Raw genomic sequence first — 25,257 nt, 5'->3', positions numbered from 1 at the left:
TCCCCGTCGCACGGTGGACGGCGGCGCGGTCAGCCCCAGCCGTTCACGATCAGTGCCAGCCCCGCCGCGAACCCGCCGCCCAGCAGGACCAGATAACGGCCGTACTGGCGGCGGTGGCGGCGCATCAGCAACCCGAAGGCGGCGAAGCCGAGCCCCACGGTGAGCGTCCGGGAACCCCGGGCCGTCGCCGAAGCGCCGAGCCAGTCGAGCGCGGGCACACCGGCGCGGCCCGCCTCGGCCCCGTACACCTTGAACGGAATGCCGTTCCACGGCTGGTGCCGCACCGCCGACGCCCCCTCCAGCGCGAGTTCGGCCCGGACCTGCGCCCGCATCCGGTCCGTGGTCAGCGGGGCCGGCAGGTGCACACCGGCCGAGGCCAGCTGAAGGGCGAGCAGGCCCCCGGCCAGGCTGCCGGCGAGCGCGCCCAGCGACATCCTCAGCGCCGCCCGGGGCACCGCCACGCAGACCGCGCCCAGCAGCAGTTCCGGCATCAGCGGCCAGCTCAGCGCCTCCGCCAGTGCCCACCCGAACGCCAGCGGGACGCCCCGGCGCGAGGTCACGACCGACGCCACCCGGCGCCGCGTCGCGGAGTCCCGCAGCGGCTCGGCGACCGTACGCGCGTGCAGCGCCACCACCGCGTCCCGGGCCTCCTGCGGACCGGTCGTCGACGGCAGCGGGTCACCGATCGACACCCGCACCAGCGCCGAGCGCAGCCGGCCGTGCTTGGGCAGCAGCCGGTCCGTGCCCGCGATCCCCACCGGCACCACGGGCACCCCGGCCCGCTCGGCCAGCACGAGTGCGCCGCGATGGAAGGAACCCAGCTCACCGTCCCTGCCCCGGGTTCCCTCCGGGAACAGGACGACCGCCCGGCCGGAGCGCAGCTCGTCCGCCATGGACAGCAGGTCGTCCATGCCGCCGCCGCTGCGCCGCACCGGGAATCCGGCGGCGAGCCGGCGGCAGATCCGGCGCCGCCACGGCGAGGCGAACCAGTAGTCGGCCGCCGCGCCGATCGCCGGGGTGTGCCGGGCGTCGAGCGCGGCGAGGAGCGCCGCGGTGTCCGCGTGCGAGGAGTGGTTGGCGACGACGACGCAGCCGCCGCGCGGCAGCCGGCCCCGCCGCTCCACCCCGCCGGTGAGGCTGAGGACGCCCCACCACAGACCGCGCCGGAGCGCGGCGGCGAACCGGGAGCGGGCGGGCAGCGCGACCCGGCCGGGTACGTGCGCAAGGGTGCGGGTCATGTCATCACCATCGTCAGGAGAAGGGCCACCAACAGGGAGTCGATCCGGTCGAGGAGGCCGCCGAAGCCGGGCAGCCAGCTGCCTGCGTCCTTCACCCCCGACTCGCGCTTGACCATCGATTCGAGCAGGTCACCGAGGACACAGCCGCCGATCACCGCGCACCACAGCGGGAAGGCGAACTCGCCGAGCACGAGCAGCAGTAGAGCCGTCGCCACCGCCGCGCCGAGCACCCCCGCCCAGGTCTTGTTGGGGGAGAGCGGCGACAGCGGCCGGGCCAGCGGGCCCCGGCGGCCCAGGCCCGTACCGCCGCACCAGGCGCCCACATCGCCGAGCGCCACCGCGAGCCCCACCGCGACCGCCGTGTCCCCGAGCGTCACCAGACCGGTCAGCGCGACCGGGATCCACAGCAGCCCGAAGGCGGTGCGCGCGGTGCGGGTGAAGCCGGCCCGGTCGTCCCCGCCGAGCACCGCCGGAAGCGCCGCCGCGACCAGCAGCAGCGCCGCCGCCCGGACGTCGAGGAGCCGCGGCGCCAGCCAGGCCAGCGCGGGGAGCGCCACCGAGGCCGCCACGAGCACCGCGAGATCGCCCCGGCGCAGCCCCGCCATCCGCGCGAACTCGCCCGCCGCGACCACCCCGAGCCCGGCGGCCAGCGCGAACGTCCCGCCGCCGCCCAGGAAGTACGCCCCCAGGAAGACCGGCGCCACCAGCGCCCAGGTACGCCACCGCCTGCGCAGCTCGGCCCGCATCCGGACCTTCGACGGCAGCACGGCGACGGCCACACCGCCCGCCCCCAGCACCCCCGCGACCAGCGGCACGGCCCGCGCCGCGGCCTCCTCGGCGATCAGTACGGCGCTCATGCCAGCTCCCGCCACAGGCCCGCCAGCCGGAGCGCCGCGGTGAGCAGCGAACCGGCGGCGATCACGGTCAGGACGGGTACGGCCCAGCCGCTCGCCGCCGCGACCACGACCAGCAGGCAGCGCTCGGTCTTGCCGACCGGGCCGCCGTTGCGCCGGGGCGCGCCCGCCGCCGCCCCGGCCAGCGACACCCAGGACGGCAGGGTCGCCGCGAGCCCGGCCACCGCCACCAGCCACAGCGGGGCGAGCGTCAGGAAGCCGGCCAGCACCACCAGATCGGCCACCCGGTCACCGAGCTCGTTGAGCACCGAGCCGCGCCGGGTCGTCCGGCCCGTGTCGCGGGCCAGCGCGCCGTCCAGGTTGGCGAAGGCGAGCCGGGCCGCGAGCAGCAGGGCGACCGGCAGGGCGGCGAGCGGAGCGGGCAGCCAGGCCAGAGCGGCGGCGGCACCGGCCGCCGAGACCGCACCGGCCGCGGTGAGGGTGTCGGGCGACACCTCACGGCGGACCAGTGAGGCACGGACGCCGGAGAGGCGGTCCGCGTACCAGGGCTTGAGAGCGTAGAGGCCGTTCATGTGCCCAACTGTCGTGCGACGCACAGTTCTTCGACACGTGGCAGGTACTCAGATGGAGCTGAGTACCTGGTGGACCGGCCGCGCGCGGCTACTCCCTACAGTGCGCCCGCGTCCCGTGCCGTCCACACCGACGGGTACAGCGGCCGGTGGCCCAACTCGTCGCGGGCCCGCAGGTTCGACGTCAGTCCGTACCAGGGGTCGGGGTCGACCCGGTCCGCCATCCCGGCCGGCACCGGCACCCCGTTGAGCCGGTGCAGGTCCACCGCCGTGACGGGGGTGTCGTCCGAGAAGTTGTAGCGGCGGCCCGCCGGGCCGGGAGTGAACAGCAGCCGCAACAGGCCCTGGGAGACATCCGCGTGGTGCACCATCGCCAGACGCTGCGTCGCCGCCCATTCCCCCACCCACCGCATCACCTGCGTGAGGTGCGGGTCGCCCTCCCCGTACACGAAGGCCAGGGTGGCGATCCGGACGTCGAGCCCGTGCGTGCGGTGCAGGGCGAGGAGCCCCTCGTCGGCCGCCGCCTTGGACTGCGCGTACGCGCCCCACATGGGCCCGCCGGGCACCGTGCCGTCGTCCTCCGTCAGTGGCCTGCCGCGCCCCGCGCCGTAGGCGAGGTTGGTGCCGACCTGGACGAACCTGCCGGTCCCCGCGTCCACCGCCGTCCGGCCGAGCAGCAGGGCGGCATCGCGGTTGACCGCCCACATCTCGTCGTCGGGCACGTCGCGGAACGCCGCCGCGATGTTCACCACCGCGTCCGTCCCGGCCACCGCCTTCGTCACGTCGTCCGGCTCCCGCAGATCACCCACGACGACCTCCGCCCCCAGCGCGGCGAACCGCTCACCGCGCTCCGCGTCGCGCACGATCACCCGGACCGTGTCACCGGGAGCGGTCCGTTGCAGCAACCGGGGGACGAAGCGCCGTCCGACCTCGCCCGTCGCACCCGTCACCAGAGTCAGCATCATCGGTTCCTTCCGTCCGTTCCGCCGTGCGCCGGCGGCTTTCCGGCCCCACTCTGCGGCGGGGCGGCGGGCGGCGGGAGAGACGTGGTCGTCCAGGGACCGGCGCTCCCTGGATAGCCGGTCCGGGGCGGGACGATGATGAACGCGTGGACCTCGACAGGGCCGAACTGGCCGACTTCCTGCGCCGCTGCCGCGCCCGCCTCGAACCGGCCGATGTCGGTCTGACCGGCGGCTCCCGCAGACGTACCCCCGGACTGCGGCGGGAGGAGGTCGCCCAGCTCGCCGGCGCGTCCGTGGACCACTACACGCGCCTGGAGCAGAGCCGGGGCTCGCGGCCCTCGCGCCAGATGCTGTCCGCGCTGGCCAGGGCGTTGCGGCTGAGCGGGGACGAGCGCGACCACCTGTTCCATCTGGCGGGGGAGGAACCGCCGCGCGACCGGCACGGCCCCACCCAGCATGTGCGCCCCGGGCTGCTGATGGTCCTCGACCGGCTGCACGACGCGCCCGCCCAGGTCTTCAGCGACCGGGGCGAAGTGCTGGCGCAGAACGCCATGGCCGTCGCGCTGACCGGAGAGGCGCGGCCGGGCCGGAACATCATCCGGGACTGGTTCACCGACCCGGCCGGGCGCGTGCGCTTCCCGCCCGAGGACCACGAGGCGCACTCCCGCACGCATGTGGCCCAGCTCCGGGCGGTGTTCGCGGCGCGTCCCGGGGACGCGCCGCTGGGTGCCCTGGTACGGGAGCTGCGCGAGCGGAGCGAGGAGTTCGAGACCCTGTGGACCGAGCACCGGGTGGCCCTGCGCCGCGCGGAGCGCAAGCGGTTCCTGCACCCGGTCGTCGGACTGCTGGACCTGGAGTGCGAGGTGCTGCTCAGCGCGGCCTGCGGGCAGAGTCTGGTCATCCATACGGCCCGGCCGGGCAGCGAGGCGTACGAACGGCTGCAACTGCTGCGGGTGGTGGGGGTGCAGGAGTTCGGGCAGCGCGTCCGACCGTTTGCCGAGGTCGGAGCAGTCTGCCGAGGGGGCGGTCGTAAACCTCCGTCTCAGATAGTAGGAAGTCCGAGTAATTGTGGAGACAGACCGGCCGAGCTGCCCTAGCTTTGTAGGAGCCGAACGTCTCGCTAGATCCAGCGACTGGCGGTCGTGAGTGCGCGCCCTTGTGCAGGCAACCCCTGCGGCGCCCGCTCCCCGCCCCTTCCGGCGCCTCGAAATCCCGATCTCGAAATCAGCTTCACGATTTTTCGATCTCGAAATCCTCGCGATCTCAAGGAGTCGATCCATCATGGTCCAGACGACTGCCCGCCGTGTCCGTCACACCCCCCGCCCGACCGAGTCGGAGCGCCGCAATGCCGCCGCCGCCCTCCAGCGCGCCCTCGACCGCAGGGACAACGGCGGCTCCACGGGCCACTGAGACCGGCTGAACGGGCCGGTCACCGGACCGGCCCGACGGGCCGGCCCCGGCCGATCCCGAAGTGGTCGATGCGCTCGCCCGACTCGGCGAGCGCGGCGACCTTCATCCGGGCGTGCGGTCCGGGCTCCACCTCCACCGCCAGGAACGAGAAGCCGGTGTGCCGCACCGGCACCCTGCGCCGGGCGGTGTACAGCACCCCATGCGTCCGTATGGTGGACATGACGTGTCATGGGGTGGGACGAGCAGTAGGGTGCGGACATGTCTCGCAGCATCAATCTCGCAGTGATCCCCGGTGACGGTATCGGCCAGGAGGTCGTGGCCCAGGGCCTCAAGGTCCTCAACGCTGTTCTCCCGCAGGATGTGAAGCTGGAGACCAAGGAGTACGACCTTGGCGCCCAGCGGTGGCACCGCACCGGTGAAACCCTCCCGGACGCGGAGCTCGAAGCCCTCAAGGGCCACGACGCCATCCTGCTCGGCGCGATCGGTGACCCCTCCGTGCCGTCGGGCGTCCTGGAGCGCGGGCTCCTGCTGAAGCTGCGGTTCGCCTTCGACCACTTCATCAACCTGCGGCCGTCGAAGCTGTTCCCGAACACCGCGACCCCGCTGGCCGGCCGCCCCGACATCGACTTCGTCGTCGTGCGCGAGGGCACCGAGGGCCCGTACACCGGCAACGGCGGCTCGCTGCGCACCGGCACACCGGCCGAGGTCGCCACCGAGGTCAGCGTCAACACCGCGTACGGCGTCGAGCGCGTCGTCCGGGACGCGTTCGAGCGGGCGAACGCCCGCCCGCGCAAGAAGCTGACGCTGGTGCACAAGAACAACGTCCTCGTGTACGCCGGCCACATGTGGAAGAACATCTTCGACAAGGTCGCGACCGAGTATCCCGAGGTCACCACCGACTACCTGCACGTCGACGCCGCGACGATCTTCTTCGTCACCCAGCCGGAGCGCTTCGACGTCATCGTCACCGACAACCTCTTCGGCGACATCCTCACCGACCTCGCCGCTGCCGTGACCGGCGGCATCGGCCTGGCCGCGTCCGGCAACATCAACCCGACGGGCACCTTCCCGTCGATGTTCGAGCCGGTCCACGGCTCCGCCCCCGACATCGCGGGCCAGGGCAAGGCCGACCCGACGGCCACGGTCCTCTCCGTCGCCCTCCTGCTGCGCCACCTCGGCTACGAGGCCGAGGCCGTGCGCATCGAGGACGCCGTCTCCGCCGACCTCGCGGAGCGCGACGGGGCGACGCGCCGCACGACCGACCAGATCGGCGACGCGCTCGCGGTACGCGTAGCGAGCTGACCCGACGACTCCGTTTCGAAGCCGCCGGGCAACCACCGCACCCGGCGGCTTCACCTTGCGCGGCCCCGGGTGCCACCATCGACCACTGGACCGCGATCGCGTCGTTTCGTGCACGGCCACCCGGGAGCGATAATCGAACGGGGCCGTGGCTCGCAGCGAAACTCGGACGTCCTAGCACCTGCCTGGCAGGAGCGGCGTGAGCGCGGTCCCACACACACAACGGTGAAGGACACGCACTCATGACGACGCCCACGATCGAGCTCAAGCCCTCCTCGAACCCCCTGTCCGACGCGGAGCGCGAGGCGAGCATGGTCAATCCCGGATTCGGCCGCCGCTTCACCGATCACATGGTGACGATCAAGTGGACCGAGGGCCGTGGCTGGCACGACGCCCAGCTCGTGCCGTACGCGCCGCTGTCGATCGACCCCGCCAACATGACCCTGCACTACGGGCAGGAGATCTTCGAGGGCCTCAAGGCCTACCGCCAGCCCGACGGCTCGGTCGCCACCTTCCGCCCCGAGGCCAACGCCAGGCGCTTCCAGGCATCCGCCCGCCGGCTGGCCATGCCCGAGCTGCCCGTCGAGACGTTCATCGCGGCCTGCGACGCGCTGGTCAAGCAGGACCAGGCCTGGGTTCCGGCGCACGGCGGCGAGGAGTCCCTCTACCTGCGCCCGTTCATGATCGCGACCGAGATCGGCCTCGGTGTGCGGCCCGCCAACGAGTACCTGTTCCTGGTGATCGCCTCGCCGGCCGGCGCGTACTTCCCCGGCGGTGTGAAGCCGGTCTCGATCTGGCTCTCCGAGAACCGGGTCCGCGCCGTCCCCGGCGGCATGGGCGACGCCAAGACCGGCGGCAACTACGCCGCGTCCCTCCTAGCCCAGGCCGAGGCCGCCGAGAAGGGCTGCGACCAGGTCGCCTACCTCGACGCGGTCGAGCACAAGTGGGTCGAGGAGCTCGGCGGCATGAACCTGTACTTCGTGTACGGGAACAAGATCGTCACCCCGGCCCTGACCGGCTCGCTGCTCGCCGGTGTCACCCGTGACTCGCTGCTCAAGGTCGCCCGCGACCTCGGCTACGAGTCGGAAGAGGGCCGCGTCTCCATCGACCAGTGGCGCGACGACACCGCCGACGGCACCCTCACCGAGGTCTTCGCCTGCGGCACCGCCGCCGTCATCACCCCCGTCGGCACCGTCAAGTCCGAGGGCGGCGAGTGGATCCAGAGCAACGGCACGCCCGGCGAGGTCACGATGAAGCTGCGCGAGCGCCTGCTCGACATCCAGCGCGGCGTCGCCGAGGATACCCACGGCTGGATGCACCCCCTCGGCTGAGCCCCCCGGGCCCCCGGGCCCCCAGGCCCCTCCGGCTCAGGCCACGCAGTCCCGTAGTCACGCAGCCGCGTAGTCACGCAGTCACGAAAAGCCGCGCCCCGCTCCACGCCGGGCGCGGCTTTCGTCTGCCCGGACGCGCCCTCCCGCTCCCCGGAGTGTGCCCTCTCACATGATTAGAGCAGTACTCTAACCATGAGTTAGAGTACTGCTCTAAATCGAACTGCGCTCCGAGCCCGCCGACTCCGTCTCCCTCAACCGCCTCTACTTCCTCCAAGGACATCGCAGTGACCTTCCGCATGCCGCCCGAGTGGGCCCCGCACGAACGCACCTGGATGGCCTGGCCGGGCCCCAACCCGACCTTCGACACCGACGCCGAACTGGACGAGGCCCGCGCCGCCTGGGCCACCGTCGCCCGCGCCGTGCGCCGCTTCGAACCCGTCACGATGGTGGTGGGCCCCGGCCAGGAGGACAGCGCCCGCGCACTCCTCGGCCCGGACGTCGAGCTGGCCGTCCGCCCCCTCGACGACGCCTGGATGCGGGACATCGGCCCCACCTTCGTCACCGACGGGAACCGACTGGCCGCCGTCGACTGGACGTTCAACGGCTGGGGCGCCCAGGACTGGGCCCGCTGGGAGCACGACCAGCACATCGCCCGCTCCGTCGCCGAGCTCGCCGACGTACCCGTGCAGAGCTCCCGGCTGGTCAACGAGGGCGGCGCCATCCACGTGGACGGCGAGGGCACCGTACTGCTCACCGAGACCGTCCAGCTCGGCAAGGAGCGCAACCCCGACTGGACCCGCGAGCAGGTCGAGTCCGAGATCCACGCCCGGCTCGGCACCGAGAAGGCCATCTGGCTGCCGCGCGGACTCTCCGGTGACTACGGCATGTACGGCACCCTCGGCCATGTCGACATCGTCGCCGCCTTCGTCCGCCCCGGTACCGTCGTCGCCCACGTCCAGCCGGACCCGGCCCACCCCGACCACGAGGTCACCCGCGAGACGGTGCGCATCCTGCGCGAGGCCACCGACGCCCGGGGCCGCTCGCTGAACGTCGTCGAGGTCCCGGCGCCCACCGTGCTGCAGGCGGACGGGGAGTGGGTCGACTACTCCTACATCAACCACTACCTCTGCAACGATGGTGTGGTCCTCTGCGCCTTCGACGACCCGCGCGACAAGGAGGCGGCGGCCATCTTCGGCGAGCTGTTCCCCGACCGTACGGTGACCCTCGTCGACGCCCGTACGATCTTTGCCGGCGGTGGAGGCATCCACTGCATCACGCAGCAACAGCCGAAGGTCTGAACCGTGCCCCCCGCGCCACGCCGTCGCAACACCGCCCCGCCCCGTGAGGAACTGTTGGCCGCCGCCATGGCCACCATCGCCGAACGGGGGCTCGACGGCCTCACCATGGCCGGACTCGGCCGCGAGGTCCGGATGAGCAGCGGGCACCTCCTCTACTACTTCCGCACCAAGGACGAGCTGCTGCTCCAGACCCTGGAGTGGAGCGAGGGACGGCTCGGCGTGGCGCGGGACGCCCTGATGTCCGGGCCGGCGACGGCCCGCGAACGGCTCGACGGGTACATCGACCTGTACCTGCCCGACGGCCCCCGCGATCCGCACTGGACGCTCTGGCTGGAGGTGTGGAACCGCTCGCAGAACGCGGACGACGACGCGCGCGCCCGCCAGGCCGCCATCGAGGCGGCCTGGCACCGCGACCTGGTGGACCTGCTGGAGCGGGGCGCGTCGGCCGGGGAGTTCCGCCCGGTCGACGCCGGGCGGTACGCCACCCGGCTGCGCGCCCTGCTCGACGGCTTCAGCGTCCATGTCGCGGTCGGCCTCCCCGGCACCGGCCGCCCCCAAGTCCTCGCCCAGGTGAGGGAGTTCATCGAGGAGTCGCTCACCGTCCGCTAGCGGACGGTGCGCCGTGAACGAAACGCACGTAAGTACGCGCGATCGTTGCGCATTGCGCCCTTGTTCCGGTCCCCGCTGTTCGGGCACGGTGACGGACCATGGGACGAGAGCAGTGGAAGAAAATCTGGGTCGGTTCGGCCGGCAACATGGTCGAGTGGTTCGACTGGTTCGTGTACGCGACCTTCGCGGTCTACTTCGCGGATTCGTTCTTCCCCGAAGGCAATGAGACCGCCAATCTCATGAACACCATGGGCATCTTCGCCGTCGGTTTCTTCATGCGGCCGGTCGGCGGCTGGCTGCTCGGCCGGATCGGCGACCGCAGGGGCCGCAAGGCGGCGCTCACCCTCACCGTCACGCTCATGTCGGCCTCCGCGATCCTCATCGCCGCCGCACCGACGTACGACGTCGCCGGGTACGGCGGGGTCGCCGTCCTGCTGGTGGCCCGGCTGCTCCAGGGCCTGTCCGTCGGCGGCGAGTACGCCGCCAGCGCCACGTACCTCACCGAGGCGTCCGCCCCCCACCGGCGCGGCTTCGCCTCCAGCTTCCAGTACGTGTCCATGACCGCGGGACAGCTCGTCGGCCTCGGCCTGCAGATCGTCCTGCAGCGCAACATGTCCGAGGCGGCCCTGCACAGCTGGGGCTGGCGCATCCCGTTCATCGTCGGTGCGCTCGGCGCCGCGATCGTCTTCTATCTGCGCCGCTCGATGCTGGAGACCGAGGTGTACGCGGAGTCCGGTGCCGCCGAGGATGCCGACCGCGGCACGCTGAAGGCGCTGTGGCGGCACAAGCGCGAGGCGTTCCTGGTGATGGCGCTGACCATGGGCGGGACCGTCGCGTACTACACGTACACGACCTACCTCTCCAAGTTCCTCTCCAAGAGCGCGGGCATGGACAAGCCCACCGCCTCGCTCGTCAGCTTCTGCGCCCTGTTCGTCTTCATGTGCATCCAGCCGCTGGCCGGCATGCTCTCCGACCGGATCGGCCGCCGCCCGCTGCTGATCACCTTCGCCGTCGGCTCCACCTTCCTGACCGTGCCGATCATGACGATGCTCAAGCACGCGGGCACGTTCTGGCCCGCGTTCGGCCTGGCGCTGCTCGCCCTGGTCGTCGTCACCGGGTACACCTCGATCAACGCCTGTGTGAAGGCGGAGCTCTTCCCGACCGGCATCCGCGCCCTGGGCGTCGCCCTCCCGTACGCCATCGCCAACGCGCTCTTCGGCGGCACCGCCGAATACGTGGCGCTCTGGTTCAAGAAGGCGGGCATCGAGTCCGGCTTCTACTGGTACGTGGCCGGCTGCGCGGCGGTCTCCCTGGTCGTCTACCTGACGATGCGTGAGACCCGCGACATCGACCTGGGCCGGGTCGGCGCCAAGGACGTGGACCGGGCGGGCGCTCAGCCGTCCGGCGCGACGAGCGTCACGCCCGCATCCTGAGACGGGTCGGGGCACGGAGGCGGCCCTGTGCAAGACTGCTTCCGTGCCCTCGACCGCCATCATTATCGGCAGCAGGCGCGCCGGTCCGCAGTGACCGTCCCGTACCACCTCGTGCGGCACGGCCACCGTGCCCCAGACCCGCGCGCAGACCTCTCGCACCCGCGAGGGGTTTTTTCGTTTTCCGGCCCTCACCTCGGTCGGCGCGAGACGCACGCGGGATGATGGGGGCAAGTGGAGCCAGATCGTCCGGATCCGCTCATCCGACAGGAGTCAGACCAGCATGACCACCAAGGCCAAGCCCACCGACGACAGTTTCCATGTCTTCGACACCACACTGCGCGACGGGGCCCAGCGTGAAGGCATCAACCTGACGGTCGCGGACAAGCTGACCATCGCCCGGCACCTGGACAACTTCGGCGTGGGCTTCATCGAGGGCGGCTGGCCCGGCGCCAACCCCCGCGACACCGAGTTCTTCGCCCGCGCGCAGCAGGAGATCGAATTCAAGAACGCCGAGCTGGTCGCCTTCGGCGCGACCCGCCGGGCCGGCGGGTCGGCCGCCGAGGACCCCCAGGTCAAGGCGTTGCTGGAGTCCGGTGCCCCGGTCATCACGCTGGTCGCCAAGTCCCACGACCGCCATGTCGAACTCGCCCTGCGCACCACCCTCGAAGAGAACCTGGAGATGGTCGTCGACACCGTCTCCTACCTCCGCGAGCAGGGCCGCCGGGTCTTCGTGGACTGCGAGCACTTCTTCGACGGCTACCGTGCCAACCCCGAGTACGCCAAGGCCGTCGTGCGTGCCGCCTCCGAGGCCGGCGCCGATGTCGTCATCCTCTGCGACACCAACGGCGGCATGCTCCCCGCCCAGGTCCAGGCCGTCGTCGCCACCGTGCTCGCCGACACCGGCGCCCGGCTCGGCATCCACGCCCAGGACGACACCGGCTGCGCCGTCGCCAACACCCTCGCCGCCGTCGACGCGGGCGCCACCCACGTCCAGTGCACCGCCAACGGCTACGGCGAGCGGGTCGGCAACGCCAACCTCTTCCCCGTCGTCGCGGCCCTGGAACTCAAGTACGGCAAGGCGGTCCTGCCCGAGGGCGCGCTCGCCGACATGACCCGCGTCTCGCACGCCATCGCCGAGGTCGTCAACCTCACCCCCTCCACCCACCAGCCCTATGTGGGTGTTTCCGCCTTCGCCCACAAGGCCGGACTGCATGCCTCCGCGATCAAGGTCGACCCCGACCTCTACCAGCACATCGACCCCGCCCTGGTCGGCAACACCATGCGGATGCTGGTCTCCGACATGGCGGGCCGCGCCTCCATCGAGCTCAAGGGCAAGGAACTCGGCATCGAGCTCGGCGACGACCGGGCACTCGTGGGCCGGGTCGTCGAGCGGGTCAAGGAGCGCGAGCTCAAGGGCTACACGTACGAGGCCGCCGACGCCTCCTTCGAACTGCTGCTGCGCGCCGAGGCCGAGGGCCGGGTACGCCGCTACTTCCGCACCGAGTCCTGGCGCGCCATCGTCGAGGACCGCCCCGACGGCACCCACGCCAACGAGGCCACCGTGAAGCTCTGGGCCAAGGGCGAACGCATCGTCGCCACCGCCGAGGGCAACGGCCCCGTCAACGCCCTGGACCGGGCGCTCCGCGTCGCCCTGGAACGCATCTACCCCCAGCTCGCCAAGCTGGAGCTGATCGACTACAAGGTCCGCATCCTCGAAGGCCGCACCGGCACCGAGTCCACCACCCGAGTCCTCATCACCACCGGCGACGGCGCCGGCGACTGGGCGACGGTCGGCGTCGCCGAGAACGTCATCGCCGCGTCCTGGCAGGCCCTGGAGGACGCGTACACCTACGGGCTGCTGCGCGCGGGCGTCGAGCCGACGGAGTAGTCCTCGCGGGCACGGGCCACGGCACGTCGCCGTGGGCCCGGAATTCCTTCGTCCGGGAATCCGGTTGTCCTCGTCACGGCGCCAGGTCGTCGTCCTCCGGCGGCGTGAAGGGATCGGCCCCGGTGTTCCCTCCGTAGCCGGGATCCTCCGTCCCCGGCATGTACGGCCACGTGTCGTCGGTCTCCGTGCTCACCGGCGCGGGGGCCGACGGGTAGGCGAACGGGCCCGCGCGAAAGTGCATGAGCAGGAGCATCCCGCCGACGAGCAGGACGCTGATGACGATCAGGGCGAGGCCGACCGGGTTGTTGGGGTTGTACTCGTAGCGGTTCGTCCCCAAGCGGCTTTTCCTGAACACCGGTTCGTCGTCTTCGAAGCGCATGACGCGACCGTACGCGGGCGCAACACCACCTGGTATGCCGCACATCGGCAGTTGCGGAGCGGGCTTCATTGCCTGCTCCGCCTTTCCCTCTCACACCGCTGTCGCGTTCGCCGCGGCGCGCGCCGGGCTGTCGCACCCATCACCCATCCGGGTTAACTTCGAAATATGCGGAACAGGCTGTTCCCGGCGATGCTGGCCGGCCTGCTGCTGATCCTGGCGGCGGCCGTCCTCGGCATGGCGCCCGGTGCGCCGTCGTCGACCGGGGCGGCCACCGTCGACGACGTCGCGCAGGCGCTGCGCAAGAGCCCGGTGTACGTCGACCCGGCGGCGTCCGGCCAGCTCCCACCGGGGCAGGCCGCCGCCCTGACGAAGAAGATCAAGGACGCCGACAAGCCGGTGTTCGTGGCGGTACTGCCGCGGACCTCCGCGTTTCCCGCGAAGACCCTGCTGGCCACCCTGCGCACCGACACCGGAATCACCGGCGTCTACGCGGTCCGCCTCGGCAACGGATTCGACGCGGGCGCCGACCCCCAGGTCATGTCCACCCGGGCGGTCCACAACCTCACCGCCGCGGTGAAGGCGCCCGGCACGGACACCGACGCCGCGACCCAGCTGAACGCCTTCGTCGACCGGGCCGTGGAACAGGCCCGGGGCAGCGCCCCCGCCTCCTGGGGCGGCGCGTCCGGCGGCGGATCGACGTCCGCCGTCGGGCTGATCACGGTCGGCGCGGTCCTGGTGCTGGGCGGCGGCACGGCCTATGCGCTCGTCCGCCGCAACCGCAGGCGCAAGGAGGCCGAGGAGCGGGCCGCACTCGACAAGCTCCGGGTCGTCGTGGACGAGGACATCACCGCGTACGGCGAGACCCTGGACCGGCTGGACTTCCACCCCGCCGAGGCGGGCGCCGACGACGTCATGCGGGCGGACTACGAGCGGGCGCTCGACTCGTACGAGACCGCGAAGTCCCGCATGTCCGCCGCCCGCCACCCGTCCGACGTGCGCGGGGTCACCCGGGCGCTGGAGGACGGCCGCTTCTCCCTCGCCGTCCTGGAGGCCCGCCGGACCGGCGGCGAGCTGCCGGTCCGGCGCCCGCCGTGCTTCTTCGACCCGCGCCACGGCCCCTCGGTCACCGACGTCCGGTGGTCCCCGTCCGGCGGAACGGCACGCGAGGTCCCGGTCTGCGCGGCGGACGAGGCCCGGCTGCGCGCGGGCGAGGAGCCGCTGAGCCGCACCGTCGAGACCGGCGAGGGCCGCCGCCCGTACTGGGAGGCGGGCCCGGCATACGGTCCGTGGGCGGGTGGCTACTTCGGCGGCGGCCTGCTCCCCGGCCTGCTCGTCGGCACCGTGCTCGGCTCCATGCTGTCGAGCCCCGCGTACGCGGCGGAATACGGCGGCGGGGACTTCGGCTCCGGCGGGGACTGGAGCGGCGGAGACTTCTCCGGGGCCGACTTCGACCCCTCGGGCTTCGATTCGGGCTTCGATGGCGGAGGCTTCGGAGGAGGGGGCGACTTCGGGGGCGGCGGAGGGTTCGACGGGGGCGGGTTCTGAGCCGCTGACCGGCGACCGGCGACCGCTCGGGCAGGTGCGATTCATGCTAGACCTGAAGTTATGTCTGGTATCGGCCGATTCCGGGCGCGGCTGCGACGCGCCGCCCGGCGATCACATCGGCACGATGGCGGAGGCCCGGGCCGGCAGGGGCCCGCGCCGTCCGGCGGCCGGGGCCATACCCGCTGGTCCCCGGGGCGCGAGCTGCGCTCCCTGTTCAGCCTGCACACCGTGGCCGGCCAGGTCTTCGTCTTCGTCCTCGGCCTCGTGCTGCTGCTCGTCGCGGCGGGGGCCGTCGCGCTGGTGGTGCAGGGCCGCCGCGACACCATGGACGACGCCCGCGCCCGCACCCTGAGCGTCGCCGAGACCTTCGCCCACGCGCCCGGGACCGCCGCCGCGCTGGACAGCAGAGACCCCACCGCGATCCTGCAACCGCGCGCCGAGGAGGTCCGCAAGCTGACCCATGTCGACTACGTGGTCCTGGCGAGCCCCCAGGGCATCCGCTACACCCACCCCGACCCCGCGTTGATCGGTAAGCGCCTCGTGGGCTCGTACTTCAAGGAGGCGGTGGCCGGCCAGGCGTTCACCCGGACCTTCTCCGCGAGCAGAGGACCCGCGGTCAACTCGGTCGTGCCCGTGCCCCGGCCCGACGGCTCGGTCGCCGGAGTGGTGTCGGTGGGGATCACCGTCGCGTCCGTGAACAGCATGGCGGACCAGTCCATCCCGCTCGCCGCGCTCGCCGCGGCGGTCGCCCTCGCGCTCACCGCGGGCGGCGCGGCGCTCCTGAGCAGACGGCTGCACCGCCAGACCCATGGTCTCGGGGCCGCCGAGATGACCCGGATGTACGAGCACCACGACGCGGTGCTGCACGCGGTCCGCGAGGGCGTCCTGATCATCGGGGCCGACCAGCGGCTGACCCTCGCCAACGACGAGGCCCGCAGACTCCTCGACCTGCCGCGGGACGCCGAGGGCCGGGCCGTGGCGGAGCTCGGGCTGGCCGCGGACACGGCGGGCCTGCTGGTCTCCGGCCGGACCGTCACGGACGAGGTGCTGCGGGCCGGCAACCGGATGCTGGCCGTCAACCTCCGCCCGACCGACACGCACGGCGGTCCGCCCGGCACCGTGGTGACCCTGCGGGACACCACCGAACTCCGCGCGGTCACGGGACAGGCGGAATTCGCGACCGAACGACTGCTGCTCCTGTACGAGGCCGGTGCCCGGATCGGCACCACCCTCGATGTGACCCGGACGGCCCAGGAGCTGACGGAGGTGGCGACCCCCGGCTTCGCCGACGCCGCGACGGTCGACCTCGCCGATCCCGTACTGAGCGGCGACGAACCGGTCACCCCGGACGGCGCCACGCTGGCGATGCGCCGCACCGCCGTCGCGGCGGTCCGCGCGGACCATCCGCTGTACCCGCTCGGCCATGTGGTGGCCTTCGTCCCCAACCGGACCCGGGCCATGCGGGTGCACAGCGACGATGCCGACCTGAAGCACGACTTCACGACGCTGGGCTGGCGGAACTGGGACCCCGCCGTGGCCGAGCAGCTCAGGGAGCAGGGATTCCACTCGCTCATCTCGGTGCCGCTGCACGCGCGCGGCATGGTCATGGGCATGGCCAACTTCTGGCGCTCGGGCGATTCGGAGCCGTTCGACGACGACGACATGTCCTTCGCGGAGGAACTGGTGGCGCGGGCCGCGGTCGGCGTGGACAACGCCCGCCGCTACACGCGGGAGCACGCACTGGCCGTGACGTTGCAGCGCAGCCTGCTGCCACGCGGCCTGCCCGAGCAGAACGCCCTCGATGTCGCCTACCGCTATCTGCCCGCGTACGAGGGGGTGGGCGGCGACTGGTTCGACGTGATCCCGCTGTCCGGCGCCCGGGTGGCGCTGGTCGTCGGCGACGTGGTCGGGCACGGGCTGCACGCCGCGGCCACCATGGGGCGGCTGCGCACCGGCGTCCACAACTTCTCCTCGCTGGATCCCACCCCCGACGAACTCCTCGGGCATCTCGACGAAATGGTCATGCGGATCGACCGGGACGAGGCCGCCGACGGCGGCGCCGAGATCGCCGGGGCCACCTGCCTGTATGCGATCTACGACGCGGTCTCCGGGAACTGCACGGTGGCCCGCGCCGGCCACCCCGGGCCCGTGCTGGTCCTCCCCGACGGCACGGTCGACTTCCCCGAGGTCCCGACCGGGCTTCCGCTCGGCATCGGCGGCATGCCCTTCGAGGCGGCCGAGTTCCACGTCCCCGAGGGGAGCCGTCTCGTCCTGTACACGGACGGCCTCGTCGAGCGACGCGGCCGGGACCTCGACACCGGTCTCGCCCAGCTGCGCGACAGCCTCGCCGGCCGCGACCGGACGCCTGAGGAGACCTGCGACGACGTGCTCGGCGCGCTGCTGAACGCCCGGCCCGACGACGACATCGCGCTGCTGGTGGCCCGCACCCACAGGCTCGATCCGGACCAGGTCGCGCAGTGGGCCGTGGCCACCGACCCGGCGGCCGTCGCCGGGGTCCGCAAGAACGTCTCGCAGTGGCTCGCGGACCGGGGCCTGGAGGAGGAGGCGTTCGCCACCGAACTGATCCTGAGCGAACTGGTCACCAACGCGGTGCGCTACGGCACCGCGCCCATCGAGGTCCGCCTGCTGTACGACCGCAACCTCATCTGCGAGGTCTCCGACAGCAGCAGCACCTCCCCGCACCTGCGCTACGCGGCGACGACGGACGAGGGCGGCCGGGGCCTGTTCCTCGTCGCCCAGTTCGCCGAACGCTGGGGGACCCGCTACACCGAGACGGGCAAGGTCATCTGGTCCGAGCAGGCGGTCGGCGAACCGGAGGAGAGCGACCTCTAGGGCCCGGGTGGCCCACGCAGTGATTTGCTGCTACGGCAATGAAATTTGCCGATACGGTGCCAGGTCACGCACTCTCCCGGTGAAAGGTCGAAGACGAAAGGGAGGTGCTCCTCATGAACGACATGACCAGCAGCAGCGCGACCAGCGGCCGGGACACGGACGTCGACCCGGACCGCCCCTACGACGTGGTGGTGATCGGCGGTGGCGCCGCCGGACTGAGCGGGGCCGTGACCCTGGCCAGGGCGCGCCGGTCGGTGCTGGTGATCGATGCCGGGCAGCCGCGCAACGCCCCCGCCGGGCACATGCACGGGTACCTGGGACACGACGGCATCCCGCCCTCGGAGCTGCTGGCCATCGGCCGGGACGAGGTGACCCGTTACGGGGGAGAGCTCGTCCAGGACGCCGTGGTGGCCGCCGAGCGGCTGCCCGACGGCGCGGGATTCCGCGTCGTACGCAAGGACGGGCCCCCGGTGGTGGCGCGCCGGCTCCTGGTGACCACCGGCCTGGTCGACGAGCTGCCCCCGGTGCCCGGCGTGGCCGAGCGGTGGGGGCGCGACGTCCTGCACTGCCCGTACTGCCACGGTCGGGAGGTGGCCTCCCGACCGATCGGCATCCTGTCCACCGGCCCGCTGGCCGTGCACCAGGCGCTGATGTGGCGCCAGTGGAGCGAGGACATCACCCTCTTCCGCCACACCGGGCCCGAGCCCACGGACGAGGAGTACGAGCAGCTGGCCGCCCGCTCCATCGCCGTGGTCGACGGCGAGGTGGCCGGCCTGGAAGTGACGGACGACCGGCTCACCGGGGTGCGGCTGGCAGGCGGCCGGGTGATCCCGCGCGAGGCCGTCGTGGTGCACCCCGGCTTCACCGCCCGCGCGGACTTCCTGGCGGGTCTGGGGCTGGAGGCGGCCGGGATGGAGGCGGAGGGCCAGGTGATCGGGACGTACGTCGCCGCCGACCCGGCCGGGGCGACGGAGGTGCCCGGCATCTGGGTGGCCGGCAATGTCGCCGACCCGAGGGGGAAGGTCGTCGCCGCCGCGGCAGCCGGGGTGCAGGCCGCCGCCGCGATCAACGCGGACCTGATCACCGACGACGTGAACCGCGCGGTCGCCGCCCGCCGGGGCTGACCGGGCCGCCCCGCGCCGCCGGGGCAACGCCGAGCGCCCGCCTCCCTCCCCGGGCGGGGGAGGAGAGGGCGGGCGCGCTCGGTTTCAGGCGTGGGACGGGGACCAAAGGCCCCAGCCGGCGGTACGCGCCAAGCGGCGGTACGCGTCGGCGACGGTACCCGTCAGACGGCGGTACCCGTCAGGCCTGGGTCGCGGCGGACTTGATCGCGGAGATGTCGAAGTTGAGCTTGACCTTGTCGCTGACCATCACACCGCCGGTCTCCAGCGCCGCGTTCCAGGTCAGGCCCCAGTCGGAGCGCAGGATGTTCGTGCTGCCCTCGAAGCCGACCCGCTCGTTGCCGTAGACGTCGGTGGCGGAGCCGTTGAACTCCAGGTCGATGGAGAGCGGACGCGTGACGTCCTTGATGGTGAGGTCACCGGTGACGCGGTACGTGTCGCCGCCGAGCTGCTCGGCACGCGTGGAGCGGAAGGTCATGAGCGGGAACTTCTCGGCGTCGAAGAAGTCGCCGCTGACCAGGTGGCCGTCGCGGTCGGCGATGCCGGTGTCGACGCTGGCGATCTTGACGTCGATGGACGCGGTGGAGTTCGCCGGGTCGGATCCGTCCAGCTTCAGCGTGCCCTCGTGCTCACCGAAGGAGCCGCGCACATTGGTGACCATCGCGTGGCGCACGGTGAAACCGATGCTGCTGTGGGCCGGGTCGATCGTGTACTCGCCGGTGAGGGCGGCCAGGGCCGGGTCGACGGCGGGGGCGACAGTGGTGGTGGCGGGGGCGTTGTTGTTCTTGCGGCCGAACAGAGCCATGGCTCCTCCTTGGGGGACGTGATCGAGCGGGGCCGAAGGAGTTGTTTAACCTTCAACGAGATTGACTGTAGCGCGATCTAGTTCAACATTCAACATCGAAGTCGGAAGTGTGCCGGATCGTGTCGTGAACGCCGGTCGAACGCCCGCGCAATTGCTGCCCGTAGATGCCGCCCGCCTCTGGCGGACGCGCGTAGAACTCGGGCAGTATCTCCCTGCATGTAATTGTCATGAGCAGGAGGAGTCCCCCCATGGTGTCCCGTATGAGACTGCGCCCCGTCCTGACCGCACTCGCCCTCGTCCTCGGCGTCCTCTTCGCCCCGGGCGTCGGTGTCCTCGGCAGTGGCGCCCCCCAGGCCCACGCCGTCACCAAGCTCACGCACGCCCAGGCCACCGCCCGGTTCAGCTCCTCCGGGATCACCTGGTCGTCCTCCGGTGGCTGCTCCAACCGCAACGTCGCCACCTGCACCTCGTTCGACCAGCTCAACCTGGCCACCGCCCAGGGCGCCCAGACCCTCAAGAGCGCCACCGGCTGCGCGCTGAACATCACCGGCGGCACCGAGACCGGGCACGCCAGCGGCACGTACTCGCACTGGAACGGCTACAAGCTCGACTTCGCCAAGTCGACCTGCCTCACCAACTACGTCCACAACGTCTTCACCTACATCGGTGTGCGCGGCGACGGTGCCCCCCAGTACCAGGCGGGCTCCGGCAACGTCTACGCCGACGAGGGCAACCACTGGGATGTGACGTACTACAACTGCGGCGGCTGCTGACCTCCGCGCGCATCGACTCGACCCACCCGTACGGGGTGCCCCGGTCCACCGGACAGGGGCACCCCGTACTGCTCTCCGTGACCGGATGAGCATGGTCGAGTGCCCCGGCCCCGGCCCGAGCCGGCCAGCCATCACGATCACCGGAACCCGGACCGGAAGGGCGAGACACCGGTGACACGCTCCGCAGGCCCGCCGCCGCCCGGTCGCAGTCGCCCGAATCCGTGGCACCGGCTGAGCCCCCGGAGTTCACGGACATTCGTCCTCGGCCTCTGCACGGCCATCGGCGGGCTCGCCGGCGGGGTGCGCTCCGCAGCGGACGGAAAGGGGACCTGGACGTCCGTCGGCATCCTCGGCGCGGGGGGTTGCCGGTGTCGTGCTCGCCGTCGCGTGGATCGCGACGTACGCTCGGGAGGGCCGAGCTACACGCGGACGGTCACCGTCACGGTCACCTCGTCACCGGCCGAGAGTCCCTGCGGCTTACGGACCGCGTTCTTGAGCGGCAACAGGTAACTGCCGTCCTTGGGGAAGAGCGACGTGGTGAACGCGGTCTCGCCGATGCGCGCGTCCACGGGGACCGCGCCCCAGCCGTACGTGGCCAGCGCGGCCACCTCGCGGATGTCGGCGGCCTGTTCGGCCGGCACGGCGGCGAAGTAGAACGGTGAAGGCCCTCGCCACTCGATGACGCGGCCGGTGAATTCAACGTGCACGAGGTCGATCCGTTCATCGAGGGACCCGAATGCGGGGCAGCGTACACGCGGGCCCACCCGGCAAAGGAGGTGGCGGTCGCTCACCTGCGGGAGGCGACCGCCGTGAAGGACCGGGCGGAGTGACCCGAACGGCCTTGCTCATCAACTCGGCAGCATTCAATACTTCGCTGGGTGCTCACATGCGTCACGAGTCGCAAGTCACGAGCGCACGGTTCGCTCCGGCCGGCCGGCCTCCCGACCGGCGAGGTCCGACGGGGGACTTGATACGGCGTGAGCCATCGCGGATGTGCTGGAAAGAGGGGACTCCTGATGTCGCGCGTCATGTGCGGTCTGCCCGTGCTGGTGGCCGAGAAGGGGAAGCTCGCCGGTGCGGGCAACGGTTCCCGGATGGCCGGCCCAGCATCCTGCGCGAAGTACGGACCGGAGGTTCCGGTCGGCGGTGGAGGCCCAGCACTCATGATCACCGGAGTCACCAGGGAGCCCGCAGCATGACCGGCACCACGGAGGCCCTTGGCGGGTCGGCCGCGGTCGGCAACGCAGCACGAGGTGTCACGCGGCCCTTCTACGTATACGCCGTGCTCGCCAACACGCTGTTCCAGCGCGGCGTATTCGTTCTCTTCCTTCAGCAGCGAGGCTTCTCCGCCGGGCAAGTGGCTCTCCTGCAGACACTGCTCTACCTGGTCAGCGGACTCGCGGAGCTGCCGACGGGAGTCATCGCCGACCGAATCGGCAGGCGTGCCGGCATCGTGATCGGCCAGCTGCTGATAGCTGGATGCCTGCTCGGTCAGATGGCGTTCTCCGACTACTGGGTGTTCCTGGCGCTGTTCATCGGGCAGGGCGTGGGCATGGCATGTGTGTCCGGTTCGGACACCGCCCTGCTGTACGACCTGCTCGTGCGTCGTGGCGCAACGGCCGGCTACGTCAAGATCAAGTCCCGGTTCACCATGCTCGGGACGGTCACTTCGGGAGCCGCCATCGTCCTCGGTGGCCAACTGCAGCAGATTTCCTGGGGAGTCGTCTACGCCGGTTCGGCGGCGTGCCTCGCCCTGGCCGTGGTGGTGCTGATGTCACGGGTGCCCGAGATCCGCGGCGCGGACGCGGTGGACGAGCAGGACGGAGCCGAGCAGTCGCACCGCGACGCCACAGCATGGCGGGCGATGCTTCGGGTCGCCACGCCGGCGCTCGTGACGCTTGTCGTGGTCTCCGGACTGATGCATGCGACTTTGACGCCGTACATCATCTTTACGCAGAAGACCCTCTCCGATCAGGGGGCGGGCACCGCAGTGGTCAGCGTGGTCATAGCGGCGGGATTCTTCGCCGGCGGGCTCATTCCGCTGCTGTCGGACCGCGCGGACCGGCGCATCGGGTATCGGGTCATGGTCCCGGTGTCTCTCCTGACGCTCGCCGCGGCACTCGGACTGAGCGGCCTCGGCCTCGTCTGGGTCACCATCGCGGCGTTCCTGGTTCTGGTCGGGATTCCCGAGATCACCGCCGTGATCGTGGACAACGTGTTCAACGAGGCCGTGCCGTCGCGCCACCGGGCGAGCCTGCTGTCGATGATCGCATGCGTGGAGTCGGCGCTCATCGGCATCGGCTATCTCGTCCTCGGCGCGCTCATGGACGGGCTGGGCTCCGGCGTGGGCATGGCCACCTACGCCGCGGTCCCCCTGCTGGCATGCCTCCTGTGGCTCCCGGTGCTCTTCCGAGGAGCACGGGTGACCACCGGGACCGAGAAGCCCACCGACCAGAAGGCATCCTGAAACAGACCGTCTTGAGCAACGCCCTGCCCGATGACAGGGGCGGGAAGAATCGCGCCACTGCGGCAGCTGTGCAGCCTGGAGCCACCGCGCAACGGTCGGCCGGTGGACGGCGAAATGAGAAGAGCCGCCCGCTGACCTGCGAGAGATCTCGGATCCCCCGAACCGGACGGCCACCCGGCGATCACCGCTGCCCGCATCCCGAAGAAGCACCCAGAACCCCGCCCGTGGACGATCAACGTCTGACGGGGCCTTGGCACCGGGGATCCAGCAGAGCTCTGCCTGCGTAAGAAAAGCTGCGCATTCCATCCGGGGAGAATTCAGGGGTCCCTCTGATTCACTGAGGCGCATGGGAACCGGGGCACTCATCACACGGACGCGGCGGCTGGCGGCACACGAGGGGCGGGAGCCATTGTCAAAAGTTGTGGGTGGAGTGAAGCGTGATCAGGCCTCTGGTTGCACGGATCTCGGCGTGCGCAGGGGCTGCGGTCGACTGATCGAGAGACGTGCGCCCTCGGCGGCTACCCAATCCAGAAACACATCTGCCAGTTCAGAAAGGGATCTTCCTTCACCGAGAAGGACGAAGCGGCAGTCAAGGTGGTCTCCCGGATTGTGGGGGTTCAGGATGCCGCAGCGAAGACCCGTGCGGTCGATCTGGCCGCCCAAGCAGGTGCTGATCACGTCGCGCACGGGGTCCACCAGGCTCGTCCACACCAGCAGGCCGTCTGTCCATAGGACGTCGACGGGGAAGTCCACGCAAAAGTCTTCAGGTGCCGGCGCCCCACTGGGCCAGCTCGTGACGCGGGCCGCCAGGTGCTCGACCACTGGCCGCCAGTCCTCGCCGAACTCCCAGTCCGTGAGGTACTCGTCGAACGTGCTCATCGGGCCAGTGAATCACCGTTGGGCGCGTATCGCCTCCACGTCCCGCCCACCTCGTTGAGGAGACCATTCTGCCGGGGTGGCGAGAGCATCTGCGACGACGGGGGCGAGCATCTCCAGAAGCTGTCGTTGGAGTGACGTGCGATCAGGCTGCGGTGGCCTCCTCGCGCTCGACCAGGACGCCGTTCTCGAACCTGGCGCCGGAGCGGACCAGGGCGACGAGGGAGGCGCCGGTGATCGCGCGCCAGCGGTTCTGGGCGGACTCGACCAGCTTGAACACCATCGCCAGGGCCGCGGCCGGGCTGCCGGCCCCGCGGGTGACCTTGGTCCGCAGTTTGACCGTGGAGAACGTCGACTCGATGGGATTCGTGGTCCGCAGGTGGATCCAGTGCTCGGCCGGGAAGTCGTAGAACGCCAGCAGTTCCTCCGCATCGTCGGTGATCTTGGCGACGGCTTTGGGCCACTTGGCCCCGTAGGTCTTCGCGAAGGCCTCGATCGCCTTCCCGGCGTGCGAGCGGCCCTCGGCGTTGTAGATCTCCTGCATCGCCTTCGTCGCGCCCGGCTGCGCGGGCTTCGGCAGTGCGTTCGTTACATTTCTGGCTCTATGAACCCAGCACCTCTGATGACGGGCGGCGGGAAAGACCTCGGCTAGGGCCTTCCACAACCCCATCGCGCCGTCGCCGACCACCAGTTCCGGGTCGCGCATGCCGCGTCGGCGGCAGTCGCGCAGCAAGTCGGCCCACGACTCGGTGGATTCGTGCAGCCCCTCGGCCAGCGCGATCAGCTCCTTCGTGCCGTCCAGCCGCACCCCGAGCAGCACCAGCACGCACGAGTGCGCCTGCCCGAGCCGCACCTTGGGGTGCACCCCGTCGGCCCACGCGTAGACGAAGTCGCGATCCGACAGGTCACGCTCCTGGAAGACGGCGTGGTCCTCGCTCCACTGCTTCGTCAGTCGGGTCACGGTCGCCGGCGAGAGGCCGGCCGCCGAGCCGAGGAACTGCTCCAGCGCGGGCACGAAGTCCCCCGAGGACAGTCCGTGCAGGTAGAGCAGCGGCAGCACCTCGCTGACCTTGGGCGACTTGCGGCACCACGGCGCAAGGATCTTGGAGGAGAACCGCTGGCGCTCGCCGGTCTCCTCATCGACGCGCCGGTCGTTGACCCGCGGCGCGGTGACCTCGACCGGACCGGCGGCGGTCACGACGGTGCGGGGCCGGTGGTGGCCGTTACGGACCACCAGGCGGTGCCCGCGCTCATCGCGCTCGGCGGCCAGCTCGGCTATGTACTGGTTGACTTCGGCCTCCAGCGCGGCGGCGGGCGCCCTCGCGGACGATCTAGTCGATCAGGGAGCCAGTCCCTGTGTCCGCGCCAATCACAATCCAGGCATGGCAGCCGACGCCGCAGAAGCAAAGGGATATTGCCTGGGGTGTAATAGGGGCAGGAGTGCTTTACGTAGTTGGGGAGATGGTGACCGACCCCTTTGGCGTAGGGTAGCTTGCGCCACCTCGGAGGTCGGCCGAGGTGACGGCAGCATTGAAGGCGGGGCGCCG

24 protein-coding genes are annotated in these 25,257 nt (G+C 71.3%); 14 read left to right on the top strand and 10 right to left on the bottom strand.

Annotated elements, in window-relative coordinates:
• Window positions 1-29: 29 nt before the first annotated feature.
• The 4 genes from ACFYY1_RS31305 to ACFYY1_RS31290 all read right to left on the bottom strand — a co-directional run bounded on the left by ACFYY1_RS31305 (window position 30) and on the right by ACFYY1_RS31290 (window position 3,623).
• Window positions 30-1,238, bottom strand: a complete 1,209-nt coding sequence (locus ACFYY1_RS31305; protein WP_388591495.1) for a lysophospholipid acyltransferase family protein — start codon at window positions 1,236-1,238, stop codon at window positions 30-32.
• Complete coding sequence (locus ACFYY1_RS31300) at window positions 1,235-2,095, bottom strand: phosphatidate cytidylyltransferase (protein WP_388591494.1); 861 nt, start codon at window positions 2,093-2,095, stop codon at window positions 1,235-1,237. Before ACFYY1_RS31300 ends, ACFYY1_RS31305 begins: the two co-directional genes overlap by 4 nt.
• On the bottom strand, window positions 2,092-2,664 hold the full coding sequence (locus ACFYY1_RS31295; RefSeq protein WP_388591493.1) for a CDP-alcohol phosphatidyltransferase family protein: 573 nt from the start codon (window positions 2,662-2,664) through the stop codon (window positions 2,092-2,094). The genes ACFYY1_RS31300 and ACFYY1_RS31295 overlap by 4 nt, the downstream gene beginning before the upstream one ends.
• 95 nt (window positions 2,665-2,759) lie before the next feature.
• Entirely contained in the window at window positions 2,760-3,623 is an 864-nt protein-coding gene (locus ACFYY1_RS31290; RefSeq protein WP_388591524.1) for an NAD-dependent epimerase/dehydratase family protein, read from the bottom strand.
• A 146-nt stretch (window positions 3,624-3,769) separates the two neighbouring features.
• Between ACFYY1_RS31290 and ACFYY1_RS31285 the strand changes: the two genes are divergently transcribed.
• Both ACFYY1_RS31285 and ACFYY1_RS31280 read left to right on the top strand, forming a co-directional pair.
• Window positions 3,770-4,720, top strand: a complete 951-nt coding sequence (locus ACFYY1_RS31285; RefSeq protein ID WP_388591491.1) for a helix-turn-helix transcriptional regulator — start codon at window positions 3,770-3,772, stop codon at window positions 4,718-4,720.
• 184 nt (window positions 4,721-4,904) lie between these two features.
• Window positions 4,905-5,033, top strand: a complete 129-nt coding sequence (locus ACFYY1_RS31280) for a hypothetical protein (RefSeq protein WP_266729507.1) — start codon at window positions 4,905-4,907, stop codon at window positions 5,031-5,033.
• Between the two features lie 19 nt (window positions 5,034-5,052).
• Here the strand turns inward: ACFYY1_RS31280 and ACFYY1_RS31275 are convergent, their stop codons facing one another.
• On the bottom strand, window positions 5,053-5,253 hold the full coding sequence (locus ACFYY1_RS31275; RefSeq protein ID WP_388591525.1) for a hypothetical protein: 201 nt from the start codon (window positions 5,251-5,253) through the stop codon (window positions 5,053-5,055).
• A gap of 38 nt (window positions 5,254-5,291) precedes the next feature.
• Here ACFYY1_RS31275 and ACFYY1_RS31270 point away from each other — a divergent pair, with 38 nt between their 5' ends.
• The 6 genes from ACFYY1_RS31270 (at window position 5,292) to cimA (ending at window position 12,891) form a co-directional block, all read left to right on the top strand.
• Complete coding sequence (locus tag ACFYY1_RS31270) at window positions 5,292-6,335, top strand: 3-isopropylmalate dehydrogenase (protein WP_388591489.1); 1,044 nt, start codon at window positions 5,292-5,294, stop codon at window positions 6,333-6,335.
• 239 nt (window positions 6,336-6,574) lie between these two features.
• Window positions 6,575-7,663, top strand: a complete 1,089-nt coding sequence (locus ACFYY1_RS31265; RefSeq protein ID WP_388591488.1) for a branched-chain amino acid aminotransferase — start codon at window positions 6,575-6,577, stop codon at window positions 7,661-7,663.
• A 296-nt stretch (window positions 7,664-7,959) separates the two neighbouring features.
• Window positions 7,960-8,961: an agmatine/peptidylarginine deiminase gene (locus tag ACFYY1_RS31260; protein WP_388591523.1), complete on the top strand. Its 1,002-nt coding sequence runs from the start codon at window positions 7,960-7,962 to the stop codon at window positions 8,959-8,961.
• Between the two features lie 3 nt (window positions 8,962-8,964).
• A complete protein-coding gene (locus ACFYY1_RS31255; protein ID WP_388591487.1) occupies window positions 8,965-9,570 on the top strand; it encodes a TetR/AcrR family transcriptional regulator in 606 nt (201 codons plus the stop codon).
• Between the two features lie 98 nt (window positions 9,571-9,668).
• Window positions 9,669-11,003, top strand: a complete 1,335-nt coding sequence (locus tag ACFYY1_RS31250) for an MFS transporter (protein WP_388591485.1) — start codon at window positions 9,669-9,671, stop codon at window positions 11,001-11,003.
• 280 nt (window positions 11,004-11,283) lie between these two features.
• On the top strand, window positions 11,284-12,891 hold the full coding sequence (cimA, locus tag ACFYY1_RS31245) for a citramalate synthase (RefSeq protein ID WP_388591483.1): 1,608 nt from the start codon (window positions 11,284-11,286) through the stop codon (window positions 12,889-12,891).
• Between the two features lie 73 nt (window positions 12,892-12,964).
• On the opposite strand, the gene ACFYY1_RS31240 is transcribed toward cimA, so the two are convergent.
• A complete protein-coding gene (locus ACFYY1_RS31240; RefSeq protein WP_388591482.1) occupies window positions 12,965-13,270 on the bottom strand; it encodes a hypothetical protein in 306 nt (101 codons plus the stop codon).
• A gap of 165 nt (window positions 13,271-13,435) precedes the next feature.
• On the opposite strand from ACFYY1_RS31240, the gene ACFYY1_RS31235 reads away from it, so the two are divergent.
• From ACFYY1_RS31235 to ACFYY1_RS31225, 3 genes are all read left to right on the top strand, one after another.
• Complete coding sequence (locus tag ACFYY1_RS31235) at window positions 13,436-14,815, top strand: hypothetical protein (RefSeq protein ID WP_388591480.1); 1,380 nt, start codon at window positions 13,436-13,438, stop codon at window positions 14,813-14,815.
• A gap of 228 nt (window positions 14,816-15,043) precedes the next feature.
• Window positions 15,044-17,668: a SpoIIE family protein phosphatase gene (locus ACFYY1_RS31230; protein ID WP_388591478.1), complete on the top strand. Its 2,625-nt coding sequence runs from the start codon at window positions 15,044-15,046 to the stop codon at window positions 17,666-17,668.
• A 122-nt stretch (window positions 17,669-17,790) separates the two neighbouring features.
• Window positions 17,791-18,792, top strand: coding sequence for an NAD(P)/FAD-dependent oxidoreductase (locus ACFYY1_RS31225; protein WP_388591521.1), 1,002 nt, complete (start codon window positions 17,791-17,793; stop codon window positions 18,790-18,792).
• 178 nt (window positions 18,793-18,970) lie between these two features.
• On the opposite strand, the gene ACFYY1_RS31220 is transcribed toward ACFYY1_RS31225, so the two are convergent.
• A complete protein-coding gene (locus ACFYY1_RS31220) occupies window positions 18,971-19,594 on the bottom strand; it encodes a YceI family protein (RefSeq protein ID WP_388591476.1) in 624 nt (207 codons plus the stop codon).
• A gap of 248 nt (window positions 19,595-19,842) precedes the next feature.
• Between ACFYY1_RS31220 and ACFYY1_RS31215 the strand changes: the two genes are divergently transcribed.
• Window positions 19,843-20,367 carry a hypothetical protein gene (locus ACFYY1_RS31215; protein WP_388591475.1) on the top strand — a complete coding sequence of 175 codons (525 nt, stop codon included), beginning with the start codon at window positions 19,843-19,845 and terminating at the stop codon, window positions 20,365-20,367.
• A 419-nt stretch (window positions 20,368-20,786) separates the two neighbouring features.
• On the opposite strand, the gene ACFYY1_RS31210 is transcribed toward ACFYY1_RS31215, so the two are convergent.
• Window positions 20,787-21,074: a DUF1905 domain-containing protein gene (locus ACFYY1_RS31210; RefSeq protein WP_388591473.1), complete on the bottom strand. Its 288-nt coding sequence runs from the start codon at window positions 21,072-21,074 to the stop codon at window positions 20,787-20,789.
• 309 nt (window positions 21,075-21,383) lie between these two features.
• Here ACFYY1_RS31210 and ACFYY1_RS31205 point away from each other — a divergent pair, with 309 nt between their 5' ends.
• Entirely contained in the window at window positions 21,384-21,566 is a 183-nt protein-coding gene (locus ACFYY1_RS31205; protein WP_388591472.1) for a hypothetical protein, read from the top strand.
• Entirely contained in the window at window positions 21,563-22,834 is a 1,272-nt protein-coding gene (locus tag ACFYY1_RS31200; protein WP_388591470.1) for an MFS transporter, read from the top strand. The genes ACFYY1_RS31205 and ACFYY1_RS31200 overlap by 4 nt, the downstream gene beginning before the upstream one ends.
• Window positions 22,835-23,275: 441 nt before the next feature.
• Here ACFYY1_RS31200 and ACFYY1_RS31195 read toward each other — a convergent pair whose 3' ends face one another.
• Together ACFYY1_RS31195 and ACFYY1_RS31190 are read right to left on the bottom strand one after the other, a co-directional pair.
• Window positions 23,276-23,713, bottom strand: coding sequence for a hypothetical protein (locus ACFYY1_RS31195; RefSeq protein ID WP_388591469.1), 438 nt, complete (start codon window positions 23,711-23,713; stop codon window positions 23,276-23,278).
• Window positions 23,714-23,855: 142 nt separating this feature from the next.
• Window positions 23,856-25,013: an IS256 family transposase gene (locus tag ACFYY1_RS31190; protein ID WP_388591519.1), complete on the bottom strand. Its 1,158-nt coding sequence runs from the start codon at window positions 25,011-25,013 to the stop codon at window positions 23,856-23,858.
• Between the last annotated feature and the right edge of the window lie 244 nt (window positions 25,014-25,257).

Source organism: Streptomyces sp. NPDC001890 (genome assembly GCF_042891445.1).
Taxonomy (GTDB): Bacteria; Actinomycetota; Actinomycetes; order Streptomycetales; family Streptomycetaceae; genus Streptomyces.
This window is presented reverse-complemented; position numbering and strand designations above follow the sequence as displayed.